The organism is Streptomyces sp. NPDC002754 (assembly GCF_053592315.1).
On sequence record NZ_JBSFVM010000001.1, the window covers coordinates 947,885 to 959,854 of the forward strand.

The 11,970-nt window shown below is 71.6% G+C and carries 11 protein-coding genes, 1 pseudogene and 2 riboswitches; of the genes and pseudogenes, 7 read left to right on the top strand and 5 right to left on the bottom strand.

Annotated elements, in window-relative coordinates:
- Positions 1 to 220 precede the first annotated feature (220 nt).
- Positions 221 to 1,516 (top strand): glycosyltransferase family 4 protein, encoded by a 1,296-nt coding sequence (locus ACWD2L_RS04565; protein ID WP_351330661.1) that lies wholly within the window; start codon positions 221 to 223, stop codon positions 1,514 to 1,516.
- 484 nt (positions 1,517 to 2,000) lie between these two features.
- Positions 2,001 to 2,519, top strand: a complete 519-nt coding sequence (locus ACWD2L_RS04570) for a DinB family protein (protein WP_351336195.1) — start codon at positions 2,001 to 2,003, stop codon at positions 2,517 to 2,519.
- 21 nt (positions 2,520 to 2,540) lie between these two features.
- Here ACWD2L_RS04570 and ACWD2L_RS04575 read toward each other — a convergent pair whose 3' ends face one another.
- Positions 2,541 to 3,794, bottom strand: a complete 1,254-nt coding sequence (locus ACWD2L_RS04575; RefSeq protein ID WP_351336193.1) for an amidohydrolase — start codon at positions 3,792 to 3,794, stop codon at positions 2,541 to 2,543.
- Positions 3,795 to 3,946: 152 nt separating this feature from the next.
- On the opposite strand from ACWD2L_RS04575, the gene ACWD2L_RS04580 reads away from it, so the two are divergent.
- Complete coding sequence (locus tag ACWD2L_RS04580; protein ID WP_351336190.1) at positions 3,947 to 4,786, top strand: alpha/beta fold hydrolase; 840 nt, start codon at positions 3,947 to 3,949, stop codon at positions 4,784 to 4,786.
- Positions 4,787 to 4,797: 11 nt separating this feature from the next.
- On the opposite strand, the gene ACWD2L_RS04585 is transcribed toward ACWD2L_RS04580, so the two are convergent.
- Positions 4,798 to 5,484 carry a haloacid dehalogenase type II gene (locus tag ACWD2L_RS04585; protein ID WP_351336187.1) on the bottom strand — a complete coding sequence of 229 codons (687 nt, stop codon included), beginning with the start codon at positions 5,482 to 5,484 and terminating at the stop codon, positions 4,798 to 4,800.
- Positions 5,485 to 5,574: 90 nt separating this feature from the next.
- Between ACWD2L_RS04585 and ACWD2L_RS04590 the strand changes: the two are divergent.
- Positions 5,575 to 5,923: pseudogene (locus ACWD2L_RS04590) on the top strand (hypothetical protein); the annotation flags it as partial.
- 66 nt (positions 5,924 to 5,989) lie between these two features.
- On the opposite strand, the gene metE reads toward ACWD2L_RS04590, so the two are convergent.
- Positions 5,990 to 8,335, bottom strand: coding sequence for a 5-methyltetrahydropteroyltriglutamate--homocysteine S-methyltransferase (gene metE, locus ACWD2L_RS04595; protein WP_351336185.1), 2,346 nt, complete (start codon positions 8,333 to 8,335; stop codon positions 5,990 to 5,992).
- A gap of 166 nt (positions 8,336 to 8,501) precedes the next feature.
- Positions 8,502 to 8,725, bottom strand: a riboswitch (cobalamin riboswitch).
- A gap of 93 nt (positions 8,726 to 8,818) precedes the next feature.
- Positions 8,819 to 8,942: riboswitch (cobalamin riboswitch) on the top strand.
- A gap of 61 nt (positions 8,943 to 9,003) precedes the next feature.
- On the opposite strand from metE, the gene ACWD2L_RS04600 reads away from it, so the two are divergent.
- From ACWD2L_RS04600 to ACWD2L_RS04610, 3 genes are all read left to right on the top strand, one after another.
- A complete protein-coding gene (locus ACWD2L_RS04600) occupies positions 9,004 to 9,396 on the top strand; it encodes a (2Fe-2S) ferredoxin domain-containing protein (RefSeq protein WP_351336182.1) in 393 nt (130 codons plus the stop codon).
- Positions 9,393 to 10,067 (top strand): (2Fe-2S)-binding protein, encoded by a 675-nt coding sequence (locus ACWD2L_RS04605; protein ID WP_351336179.1) that lies wholly within the window; start codon positions 9,393 to 9,395, stop codon positions 10,065 to 10,067. Before ACWD2L_RS04600 ends, ACWD2L_RS04605 begins: the two co-directional genes overlap by 4 nt.
- A 117-nt stretch (positions 10,068 to 10,184) precedes the next feature.
- The gene (locus ACWD2L_RS04610; protein WP_351336177.1) at positions 10,185 to 11,375 is read left to right on the top strand and encodes an amidohydrolase family protein; all 1,191 of its coding nucleotides are present in this window, start codon (positions 10,185 to 10,187) and stop codon (positions 11,373 to 11,375) included.
- Between the two features lie 18 nt (positions 11,376 to 11,393).
- Here ACWD2L_RS04610 and ACWD2L_RS04615 read toward each other — a convergent pair whose 3' ends face one another.
- On the bottom strand, positions 11,394 to 11,588 hold the full coding sequence (locus ACWD2L_RS04615; RefSeq protein ID WP_351336174.1) for a hypothetical protein: 195 nt from the start codon (positions 11,586 to 11,588) through the stop codon (positions 11,394 to 11,396).
- Positions 11,585 to 11,884: a hypothetical protein gene (locus tag ACWD2L_RS04620; RefSeq protein WP_351336171.1), complete on the bottom strand. Its 300-nt coding sequence runs from the start codon at positions 11,882 to 11,884 to the stop codon at positions 11,585 to 11,587. The genes ACWD2L_RS04615 and ACWD2L_RS04620 overlap by 4 nt, the downstream gene beginning before the upstream one ends.
- Between the last annotated feature and the right edge of the window lie 86 nt (positions 11,885 to 11,970).

The window sequence follows — 11,970 nt, forward strand, 5'->3', positions numbered from 1 at the left end:
CGGGCGGCTGGTGAAACGGCTTGTGGCGACACATTCCCCAGTCTGCCCCCGTGGCCTGCCCGGATCGACCGCTCGGCCGCCGACCGGAGGGCTTCTTACCCGCCTCTCACCGGCGAGGGGCGGCTCCGTTACCCGCGCCGCGCACGCTGTCACCGATGTCGAGGGACATCGGGAGCCGTACGGGCCCGCGCCGTGCGCCCGCCGAGGAAGGCATTTGCACATGAAGATCGCGTTCCTGCTGCACAACGCGTACGCCATAGGCGGAACGGTGCGCACCACGCTCAACCTCGCCGCCGCGCTCGCCGAGCACGGCGGCCACGAGGTGGAGATCGTCTCGATGTCCCGGCACCGGGCCAACCCCCGCTTCGCGGTCGACCCCCGGATCACCCTCGTACCGCTGGTGGACACGCGCGCGGACAGCGAGGACACCCGACTGGCCGCGTTCGGCAGCCCCGCGCGGGACTTCCCGGCCGCCGAGAAGCGCCACAAGCAGTACACGCTCCTGCACGACCAGCGCGCACGGGAGTACCTGGAGGGGCACTGCGACGCGGATGTCGTCATCGGCACCCGGCCCGGCATCAATGTGTACGTGTCGCTGTGGGGCCCGAAGCGCGCGCTGCGGATCGCTCAGGAGCACCTCCGCCACGACGCGCACAGCAAGAAGCTGCGGGCCGTGCTGCGCCGCCACTACCGCTCGCTCGACGCGGTGGTGACGATGACGGAGGCGGACGCGCGGGTGTACCGGGAGCGGATGCCGCTGCCCGGTGTCGGCGTGCGGTGCGTGCCGAACATCGTGCCGTCGGTGCCCGTGCCGGCCTCTGACGGCACGTCGAAGGTGATCGCGGCGGCGGGCAGGCTGGCGCCGGGCAAGCGCTACGACCTGCTCCTCGAGGCCTTCGCCGAGGTATCGGCGCAGGCGCCCGACTGGGAGCTGCGGATCTACGGGGCCGGGGGAGAGGACCAGCGGCTGCGCGAGCTGGTCACCGCCCTCGGGCTCGGCGGCCGGGCCCGACTGATGGGCGCCGTCGCGCCGGTGGAGCCCGAGTTCGCCCGTGCCTCGCTGGTGGTCAGCGCTTCCGATGCGGAGTCCTTCGGGATGACGCTGGTCGAGGCGATGCGCTGCGGCGTCCCCGTCGTCTCCACGGACGCGCCGCTGGGCCCCGCCGAGATCATCACGGACGGCGTCGACGGGCGGCTCGTCCCCGTCGGCGACGCGCGTGCCCTGGCCGCGGCGATGCTCGACCTGATCGGGGACGAGGCGGGCCGCAAGGAGATGAGCGCCGCCGCCCTGGAGTCCGCGCACCGCTACGACCCCGAACCGGTCGTGGCACGCTACGACACCCTCTTCGAGGACCTACGCGCCTCCCGACGCGCCCGCGCCTGGCAGCAGTTCACCGCGCGAACGGCCAACTGGACCCGCAGAAGGGCTCGTTCCGTGCGTGCCGCGTCGTCCCGCACCACGGGCGGAAGCCGTCACCCCGGCACTCAGGGCGCCGCGCGGCCCCGACTGCCCTAGGGCGTGTATCGAAAGTCCCGCCTGTCACGCGGCGTCTGGCACGCACGCTCGCGGCGTTGCCGAAACGCCCGAATAGCTCCGCTATTAGGGCGCTCCGGCGCCTTGCGATCGCACGCACCGGACGCCGCGTGGCCCGCCCTTCGGGCGGACGACGGGACTTTCGATACACGCCCTAGAACGCCTCGGACTTCCTCCGAGCTGCTCGCTCCACCGAGCCCGCCCTCCCCCGCGGGCCGGTGGACGCGAGCATGAGCGGGGCGGGTGGTCGGCCGACGTGTCGGTGGCGGCCCACCACCCGCCCCGCACCCAAGTCCGAGCAACGAAAGGGACTCCTCGGCCGCCGACTGCCGAGGAGTCCCTGTGGGGGACAGCGCCGAGCGACCGGTGGGTGTTACATGCACGCGCCGCACCCTGCCCAGCCGCTTTCATGCTCCCGCCGAAAACCCGAAGACGCCCGGGGCGCGGCGCGCTAGCGTCGATGGGCATGGCCCCTTCACTTGAACGCCCTCCGTTCCAGGCGGACGAACGCACGGCACTCATCGGATGGCTGGACCTCCAGCGGCGGATCCTGCGATGGAAGTGCGCGGGACTGAGCGAGGAGGACGCGCGCCGCAGTGTCGTCCCGACATCGCCTGCGATGACCATGGCCGGTCTCATCAGCCACATGCGCTGGGTCGAACACACCTGGCTGGAGGTGCTGTTCCTCGGCGGCGACGAGAAGGTGAACCCGTCCTTCGGCGAGTCGGACGACGAGGACGCCGACTGGCGCACAGACGGCGTCCCCCTCGAACAACTGCTGCTCGACTACGAGTCCCAGTGCACCCGCAGCAACGAGATCGCCGCCACGGCCTCCCTCGACGCCACCGGCCGCCACCCCAAGTACGGCGACGGCAAGATCGACCTCCGCTGGATGCTCATCCATCTCATCGAGGAGACCGGCCGGCACGCGGGCCACGCGGACATCGTGCGGGAACTCATCGACGGGTCGAAGGGGTACTACTAGCGGGTCCCGCCAGCGCCCGTGTCACGGAGTGCCCAGCCAGGTCAGCGCCGCGACCGTGAGCGCCTCCACGCCCGTGCTCAGGGTCGGCTCAACCACGGGGGCGAAGTGCGGGGAGTGGTTGGCCGGCAGGTCGTCGAGCTTGCCGGCCTGGAGCGCGGCGAGGGCGGTCCCGGTGTCGAGGCCGCCCCAGAACCAGAAGACGGTCGGCACCCCGATCGCCTCGCCGAACACCCCCACGTCCTCGCTGGCACTGACCGGCGGCAGCGGGAAGACACGCTGCTCGCCGAAGTGACCGACGAACGCCGCCAGCGTGGTGGCGGTGGCATCCGGGTCGCTGACCAGGGCGGGAACGCTGATGGTCCAGTCGAGGTCGGGTTCGCGCGTGGCGCCGCCTGCCGCGGCCTCGGCGCGGACGACGCGTTCGGTCGCCGAGCGGAGAAGGTCGCGGGTGGCCGCCGTCGTGGAGCGGATGTTGATGCCCAACTCTGCGGCGTCGGGAATGATGTTGTCCTTGGTGCCGGCCTGAAGTCGGCCCACCGTGACGACCGCCGTCTCCGCCGGGGGCACCTCGCGGGCGACGACACCTTGCAGCCGGGTCACGACGTGGGCGGCCATCAGGACCGGGTCGATGGCTGCCTCCGGGCGCGAGCCGTGCCCGCCGCGACCGTGCAGGGTGACATCGAGGGAGTCCGAGGCGGCCATCACCGGACCGCTGCCGTGGCCGATGAACCCGGCGGGCAGCGGCCCCACATGCTGGCCCAGCACGACCTCCGGCGTGGGGAAGCGCTCGAACAACCCGTCGTCGATCATGCCGCGGGCGCCGCACCCCAGCTCCTCCGCGGGCTGGAAGACCAGCAGCACGGTGCCCCGCCACTGGTCGCGCGCCCCGGCCAGCAGGCTCGCCGCCCCGATCAGACAGGCCGCGTGCATGTCGTGCCCGCACGCGTGCATCACCGGCACGTCCTTGCCCTCGTGGTCCACACCGCGGGCGACACTGGCGTACGACAGCCCGGTCTTCTCCTCCACCGGAAGCGCGTCGAAGTCCGCGCGCAGCATGACCACAGGTCCTTCGCCGTTGCGCAGCACACCCACCACGCCGGTCGTCCCGACGTGTTCGACGACCTCGTCGACACCCGCGGCCCGCAGCCGCCGCGCGAGCAGCTCGGCCGACCGCTTCTCCTGCAAGGACAGCTCCGGGTGCTCGTGCAGGTCCCGGTAGAGATCGGCCAGGTCGTCCCGAATTCCGTCAAGCTCTGCGACAACCGTGTGCGTCATGATCCAACCTCTCCGCTTCGTATGGTCGGTTCAGTGTCACCTACGGGTCCCGTGGGGGAGGGCGGCGCGGGGCCGTGTCGCTTCCTGCGCTGCTCGGCGCGAGCGGCGAAATGGGGTGGCCCGGTTCCGACGTGGCGTGCGAGGGTCCTGGCATGCCGAACGAGTTCCAGTCACCCGAATCCCGCCTCGGGCCCATCGCGTCACTTGAGTCCGCCGACGGGACGGCCGTCGCCTACCGGCAGTTCGGCGCCGGCCCACCGGTCGTCATGGTCCACGGTTCCGGCGGTGGGCTGCACTCCTGGCAGCCGGTGGCCGAATGCCTCGCGGACCGCTTCGAACTCTGGACGCCGGCCCGCCGCGGCTACGCCCCGAGCGGGCCGGGCCACGCGCCCAAGCGCTTCGCCGACGAAGTGGCGGACATCGAGGCGCTCATCACGAAGATCGGCCGTCCCGTCCACCTGGTCGGCATGTCCTACGGCGCCAACGTCGCCCTGCACGCGGCGGCGGCCGGTCTGCCGGTGCGCTCGCTGGTGCTGTGGGAGCCGCCGCTGTACGCGGCGGGCCCCGAACTAGCCCCCGTACTGGAGGAGTTCAAGAAGCTGACCGCGCGCGGCGATCGGCGGCGCGCCGACCGACTGCTGGCCGAAAAGGTGGCCCGGGTCCCGGCCGCGCTCCTGGACCTGATGGAGTCGGGAGACACCAGCGACACCGAACCAGGCGCTGAACCCGATGACACGCCCGGCTGGTGTCGTGACCTCGAATCGCTGATCGCCGACTCGGCGGACGTGGAGCGCTGGTCCGATGTCACCGTCCCGACCCTGCTGATGCGGGGCGCCGACACCTGGCAGCCGATGCCGGCGACCCTCGACCGGCTCGCGACCGCGCTGCCGCACGTCACGTACACGGCGATCCCCGGCCAGATGCACTTCGCGCCGTCGTTCGTCCCCGACACTGTGGCGGCGGAGATCGCCGACTTCCTGACGCACTCCTGAAGCGGGGCCGCTCACGCCCCGATCTGGGCGGCCAGCCCGGCCAGGTCGTCGGCGTACAGGTCGAACCGGTCCGAGGCGACGGGCGGGTCGCCCACGGGACGGGCGACGTAGGCGGTGCGCAGGCCGAGGGCCTGGGCCGCGCGCAGGTCCCAGGCGTGCGTGGCGACCATCAGCAGTCGCTCCGGCGGCCGTCCGGAGACGGTGACGGCCAGCGCATAGACCGCCGGGTCCGGCTTGTAGGTCCGGGCGTCCTCGGCGGACAGCGCCTGGTGCCAGCGCAGCCCCGCGTGCGCGTTGAGGCCGAGGAGCGCGGTCCGGCTCGCGTTGGACAGCCCGATCAACGGAAACCGTTCGGCAAGCCGGGCGAGCCCCGCCACCGTGTCCGGCCACGGCGGGAGCCTGCGCCCGGCCAGGGCCAACTCCGCCACCGCGGCCGGATCGTCGACCCCGGCGGCGTCGGCGACGAGCCGGGCGGCCTCCCGGTCGAGCACGTCGCTCGCGAGGTAGGCCCTGCCACCGTCGAGTACCCGCTGCTGCTCGTGCTCGACGTGCTGCTGCCACAGCGCCAAGAGCTTGTCGACCTCGGAGTCGGCCTGCGCTGGGGAGAGTTGACGAATTCCGGTGCGGATTCCGGCGGGCTCGTCGACGAGTGTGCCCAGCACGTCGAACACAAGGGCATCGATCTCTGGCTCTGACATGAGGGGTGTCTCCCGGATGAAGCGGATGGAGCGGCTGAAGCGGATGGGGGGGACGAAGCGGGGGCGTGCGGCCGGCTGTCGATCCAACGCGGCGGGCACCCAAGCGGATTCCCGCATCGGTCTGGCTGCTCTGCGGGTAGCCCCGACTACAGGCTGGAAGCGGCCCGCGCCGAGGGTCTCTCGAACCCCGTCGAGATCGTCCCGCCCGCCGACGCGTCCTCGGGGTACGTCGTCCAGCAGATCCAGCGGAGTTGGCCGGAGAAGCAGGACGCCGTCGCCGTCGACCCGATGAGCGGCGAGGTCACGGACGTGGTGCTCCTCGTCGTGTGGGGGTACCGCATGTAGTGGCATCCCGCTCGCGGCGTTCATGCTCTGCGACATCGCGCTCGGCGAGATCGCGTACCGGAGGGGCAGGCGCACGTACGCGCCGATCGACTGACGTAGGTGGAGTGGGCGCCTCACCTCTGGTGCCGGAGTATCGGCACCAGAGGCGAGGCCTCAAGAGCTACGCGGTCGTCCCGAGCTCCTCACGGACGGCGTGTGCGGCGGCGACGAGGTGCTCCAGGGAGGCCCGTGTCTCGGCCCAGCCGCGGGTCTTCAGCCCGCAGTCCGGATTGACCCACAGCCGCTCGGCGGGGATGGCCTCAAGTCCCTTACGTAGCAATGCGGTTGCCTCGTCGACGCTCGGGACGCGTGGCGAGTGGATGTCGTACACGCCCGGACCGGCCTCACGCGGGTAGCCGTGCTCGGCCAGCTCGTGTGCGACCTGCATGTGGGAGCGGGCGGCCTCCAGGCTGATGACATCGGCGTCGAGGTCGTCGATGGCCTGCACGATGTCACCGAACTCGGCGTAGCACATGTGGGTGTGGATCTGCGTGTCCGGCCGGACGCCGCTGGTGGTGAGGCGGAATGCCTCGGTGGCCCAGGCGAGGTAGGCGGCGTGGTCGCCTGCGCGCAACGGGAGGGTCTCGCGGAGTGCCGGTTCGTCGACCTGGATGACCGAAGTGCCGTTCGCCTCCAGGTCGTCGACCTCGTCGCGCAGGGCGAGGGCGACCTGCCGGGCGGTGTCACCCAGCGGCTGGTCGTCGCGGACGAAGGACCAGGCGAGCATGGTGACCGGGCCGGTGAGCATGCCCTTGACCGGACGGCTGGAATGGGACTGGGCGTACGTCGTCCAGCGCACGGTCATCGCTGCGGGGCGGGAGATGTCACTCGCGAGGACCGGCGGGCGGACGTAGCGGGTGCCGTAGGACTGGACCCAGCCGTGCTGCGTGGCGAGGTAGCCGTCCAGCTGCTCGGCGAAGTACTGGACCATGTCGTTGCGTTCGGGTTCGCCGTGCACGAGCACGTCGATACCGGCCTTCTCCTGGAAGGAGACGACCTCACGGATCTCGTTCCTGATGCGGGACTCGTACCCCTCGCTGTCGATGCGTCCGGCCCTCAAATCGGCGCGCGCGGCGCGGAGTTCGCCGGTCTGCGGGAACGAGCCGATGGTCGTCGTCGGCAGCAGCGGCAGGTTCAGCAGGGCACGCTGGGCGGCGGTCCGCTCGGCGTACGGCTGCGAGCGGCGCAGGTCCGCCTCGGTGACGGCGGCGGCGCGGGCCTGCACCGCCGGATCACGGGTGATGGGCGAGGTGGCCCGGGAACTCAACGCGGCGCGGTTGGCGGCGAGTTCGGCCTCGACCACGCCGGTTCCTCGGGTGAGGCCCCTGGCAAGGGTGGCGACCTCGGTGGTCTTCTGGCGGGCGAAGGCGAGCCAGCGCCGGACCTGCGGCTCGATGTCCCGCTCCACGGACGCGTCCAGCGGAACGTGCAGCAGCGAGCAGGAAGCGGCCACGTCGACGCGGTCGGCGAGTCCGAGCAGAGTGCCGAGCGTGGCGAGTGACCGCTCAAGGTCGTTCACCCACACATTGCGGCCGTTGACCACACCGGCGACGAGACGCTTGCCGGGCAGGCCTCCGGCGGCGGCGAGTTCCTCCAGGTTGGCGGTGGCGGAACCGGTGAAATCGAGGGCGAGACCGTCCACGGGCGCCTTGGCGAGCACCGGCAGGGCCTCGCCGAGTCGGTCGAAGTACGAGGCGACCAGGAGCTTCGGCCGGTCGGCGAGCGTGCCGAGGTCACGGTAGGCGCGGGCGGCGGCGTTCAGCTCCGCCGGAGTGCGGTCCTGGACCAGGGCGGGCTCGTCGAGCTGCACCCAGGCGGCGCCCGAGGCCCGCAGGTCGCTGAGAACCTCGGCGTAGACGGGCAGCAGGCGGTCCAGCAGGGTGAGCGGATCGAAGTCGTCGGCCACGCCGGGAGCGGGCTTCGACAGCAAAAGGTAGGTGACCGGTCCGACCAGTACGGGGCGGGCGTCCAGGCCGAGGGCGAGGGCCTCCGTGAGTTCCGCGACCTGCTTGGTGGAATCGGTGGTGAACACCGTGTCCGGGCCCAACTCCGGCACAAGGTAGTGGTAGTTGGTGTCGAACCACTTGGTCATCTCCAGCGGGGCGACGTCCTGGGTGCCGCGTGCCATCGCGAAGTACCCGTCCAGGGCGTCCGCCGCGACGGCGGCCCGGTGGCGCTCGGGCACCGCACCGACCATGACGGTCGTGTCCAGGACGTGGTCGTAATACGAGAAGTCGCCGGTCGGCACCTCGTCGATGCCGGACGCGGCCAGTTCCCGCCAGTTGGCACGGCGGAGTTCGGCGGCGGTGGAGCGAAGACCGTCGGCGTCGACGCGGCCCTTCCAGTAGCCCTCGATCGCCTTCTTCAGTTCCCGGTCCGGGCCCTGGCGAGGGTAGCCGTACACGGTGGCCCGCGCGGGCTCGGTCCCGGTGTGCGCGGTCGTGGTGTCCGCGGTCCTGGTGGTCACGGAATTCTCCTTCGAGAGACGTATCCCTGAGATCCCGGAAGGCCTCTGCGGCGCGAAGGAGTGACACCACCGGAGCGGTGACCGCGCGCTGCGAGGCACGATCTTTTCGCCGGTATGTGTACGCCGACCCGCCCTCGAGGTCACCGAGATGTCCGCGCACGTGTCGTCCGTGCACGGGCAGTTGGCAGGTCTTCGGACTTGCGGGCACGCCCACCCGAAAGGGCGGACACCTAGTGACCGTCGCTTCCCAGACCCCTCTTCCGGGGCCCAGTGCGTATGACGGCGGTCGTTCCCACTCACCGCTGCGGGGCAGTCCCGGAATCCCACCGGGTTCCCTCTTACGACACCCCGTCTGGCGGGCGGGGCGAACCAGCTACGTCGTTCACCCTACGGGTCCGCGCCCGGGAGGCGCCACAACGTCCGGCCCGTCGGCAGCTCCTCGCCGGATGGCATGATGACGGTGAACACGGGCGACGGCGGCCCGAGGAAACCGGTGCGAATCCGGTGCGGTACCGCCACTGTGATCGGCGAGCGGATCCCGGAGAGCCACTGCCCCCGCGAGGGTGGGAAGGCCGGGACGAGCACGGACCCGAGAGCCAGGAGACTCACGCTGTCGCCCCCTCGAAGCGATCCGGGGCGGAACTCCCCGGCGAGAGGGAGGATGCGGCATGCCCGAACGGCTCGCCGAAGCCGAAGCGACGGCCCCCGCGGCGGACCGGGCGGTTCCGTGCCGCGTGGTCGTGTGCCGCGACTGCTGCTGCGGAACGGTCAAGGTCGACGGTGATCACGCCGCGCAGACGGCGCGGTTGCGCCGGATCGCGCCGACACGGATCTCCGAGTGCCTGGACGTCTGCGATCAGGCCAATGTCATCGTCGTACAGCCCTCCGCCGCCGGTCGGGCGGCCGGAGCACGACCGGTGTGGCTCGGCCTGGTCAACGACGCTGACGCCACCGAGGACATCGCGGACTGGATAGGGGCAGGCGGACCGGGAGTCGCGGAGCGCCCCGCGATCCTGGACCTCTACGTCATCGAGGCGCCGCGCCGGGCCAGGGCCTCATGAACGAGGTGCCGTCGGAACAGGTCGCCGAGGCGCTGCGGGACGTGGAGTCGCGGCTCGGGGGATTCTTCGCCCTCGACACGACGCCGACGCGGCGGCGGCCCGATGCACGGCTCACCCACGCCGGGCTCGCCGCACGAGCCCAGGCGGTCAACGACCACTACGCCACCCCCGAACCCCGCATCGGCGCCTCCATCGCCCACCTGGGCCTCGCGGCACGCCTCTGGTCACCGGTCCTCGCCTGCGCCCTCGTCCACGGGATCGTGCTGGCGATGAGCACGGTCGAGTGGTCCGGTGAGAGCTCGGCTCTGCGCCTGCCCCGGCCCGAGGGCCGACGTGCGACGGAGCTCCGCTCCCTCGCCGACGCGGTCCACGCGGAGGTGGACGGAGTCCTGGCAGCGGTCGAGAACGGCCTCACCGTCAAGGTGGCGCCACGCCTGCTGGCCGGCAATTCCGCCTCGGCTCTCCTCGGGTCGTCGGCTCAACTGCTGCGGTCCCGACCCGACTTGCGCACGGATCTCACGCGGCTGACACGCGAACTCCTGGAGACGGGCCGGCTACACGGAACGGGCCGGATCACCGGCCCGGACCTGACATTCCGCCGCCGGAGCTGCTGCCTCTTCTACCGCGCTCCCGGCGGCGGCACATGCGGAGACTGCTGTCTGACGCGGTGACGAAGACAGGACACAGCGGGGGCGGGGCGGCGCGTGCAACCGACAACCCCTGACCCTTTCTGATGTGCTGCGTTGCAGCAACTGGCGTTCCTCGCAGACGAAAGAGAGCCGCGCTTCATGTTGATCACCGCCGCGCAAGTCCTGGCCGGACCGGATCTTCACACAGTCGCCGACGGCGCCGTCCTCGTACGCGAGGGCGTCATCGCCGGCGCCGGCCCGCGCTCGGAGGTCGAGCGCCAGGCGGAGCCCGACGAGCCCCGGCTCGACTTTCCCGCCGCGACCGTGCTCCCGGGCCTGATCGACGCCCACGTGCACCTCTGCTTCGACGCGGGACCGGAACCCGTAGCCACGCTCCAGGAGCAGGACGACGAGGCGCTGTTCGCCGCGATGGCCGCTCGGGCTCGGAAGTTGCTGAGCGTCGGTGTCACGACGGCCCGCGATCTCGGTGACCGGGGCGGCCTCGCGGTGCGTCTCGCCCACGACATCAGGGAGGGCTCGGCCGTGGGCCCGCGGCTGGTCTCGGCGACGGTGCCCGTCACTCCGCCCGGTGGCCATTGCTGGTTCCTCGGTGGCGAGGTCTCCGGCCCTGAGGAGGTCCGGCGCCTTGTGCGGCGCAACGCGGAGGCGGGCGCCAAGGTCATCAAGGTCATGGAGACCGGCGGCGGGCTCACCAAGGGCGGCGCCCAGAGCTGGGAAACCCAGTTCTCCGAAGGGGAGTTGGCGGCGCTCGTCGACGAGGCACACCGCGCCGGACTGCCGGTCGCGGCGCACGCGCACGGTGCGGACGGCATCACCGCCGCCGTCGCGGCAGGGGTCGACAGTATCGAGCACTGCACGTGGATGACGGCCGACGGGATCGAGGTCCGCCAGGACGTGCTCGACCAGATCGTTCAGCGGAACATCTACGTCTGCCCCACGGTCAGCCCGAACTGGCGAATGCTGCCGCGGTTCTTCGGCGCCGAGCGCGCCGCGGCCATGTTCGACGCGGTGCGCCGGATGGCCGAGGCGGGCGCGCGGCTGATCGCGGGCACCGACGCGGGAGTCCAGCGCGCCAGCTTCGACGGCCTGCCCTCCAGCCTCACGTTCTACGGGCACCTGGGCCTGCCCAACGACCGCGTCCTCGCGATGGCCACGACGGAGCCCGCTCGCGCGCTGGGCCTCGACGAGACAACCGGGCAGCTCACTCCCGGCTACAGCGCGGACGTCCTCGTGGTGGACGGCGACCCGCTCACGGACCTCGGGGCGTTGCAGTCCGTCGGGGCCGTGATCGCGGCGGGCAGGCGGTACGACCCGATCACCAACACGTAGCAGGAATAGGGGAGTTGTTCAGCGCCCGGGACCCTCGCACGGGCCCTCGCCGGGAGCGGGCGGCCGGGTGTCCGCCGCCAGGCAGGAGGAGTACACCCGCGTCGGTGCGGGCTGCGGCTCCGGTTCGGACGTGACGCGCATGGCGATGGTCAGCCCGGCGGTGGTGACGGCGGCCAGACCAGCGAACGCGGCGGCCCGGGCGCCACGCTTCACCGATTACTGCCGAAGTGGTCGCGGAGCGCATCGCCGCAATCTTCCTGGCCGGCGCCCCGGATGCGCGAAAACGCCACCACTCCGTCCTTCTTGCCGTCCCGCTCGTTCTTGGCGATCTGGCCCTCGATGTTCTTGATCAGTTCGGCGCACCGGGCGCTGACCGGCTTCTTGGGAGGCGGCTCGGGTTCCGAGGAGGTGGTCAGTACGTAGGTGGCGGCGAGGCCGGCGGCACACAGCACCGCCCACGTCACGATCCACGCGCGGCGGCTCTTCGGTATCGGGACGGGTCTCGGCACCCCGGCATCCTACGAGCGCCGCGGCGGGCATGCGCCGAATCGAGCCTTCTCAGGCACCGGGTCATCAAGTGCCGGTCAGTGCCGCT

Bases quoted from the DNA above. Each gene is read 5' to 3' on its own strand.
- ACWD2L_RS04610 (WP_351336177.1), top strand. From the start codon at position 10,185: ATGTTGATCACCGCCGCGCAAGTCCTGGCCGGACCGGATCTTCACACA.
- ACWD2L_RS04575 (WP_351336193.1), bottom strand. From the start codon at position 3,794: ATGACGCACACGGTTGTCGCAGAGCTTGACGGAATTCGGGACGACCTG.
- ACWD2L_RS04565 (WP_351330661.1), top strand. From the start codon at position 221: ATGAAGATCGCGTTCCTGCTGCACAACGCGTACGCCATAGGCGGAACG.
- ACWD2L_RS04580 (WP_351336190.1), top strand. From the start codon at position 3,947: ATGCCGAACGAGTTCCAGTCACCCGAATCCCGCCTCGGGCCCATCGCG.
- ACWD2L_RS04585 (WP_351336187.1), bottom strand. From the start codon at position 5,484: ATGTCAGAGCCAGAGATCGATGCCCTTGTGTTCGACGTGCTGGGCACA.
- ACWD2L_RS04605 (WP_351336179.1), top strand. From the start codon at position 9,393: ATGAACGAGGTGCCGTCGGAACAGGTCGCCGAGGCGCTGCGGGACGTG.
- ACWD2L_RS04600 (WP_351336182.1), top strand. From the start codon at position 9,004: ATGCCCGAACGGCTCGCCGAAGCCGAAGCGACGGCCCCCGCGGCGGAC.
- ACWD2L_RS04570 (WP_351336195.1), top strand. From the start codon at position 2,001: ATGGCCCCTTCACTTGAACGCCCTCCGTTCCAGGCGGACGAACGCACG.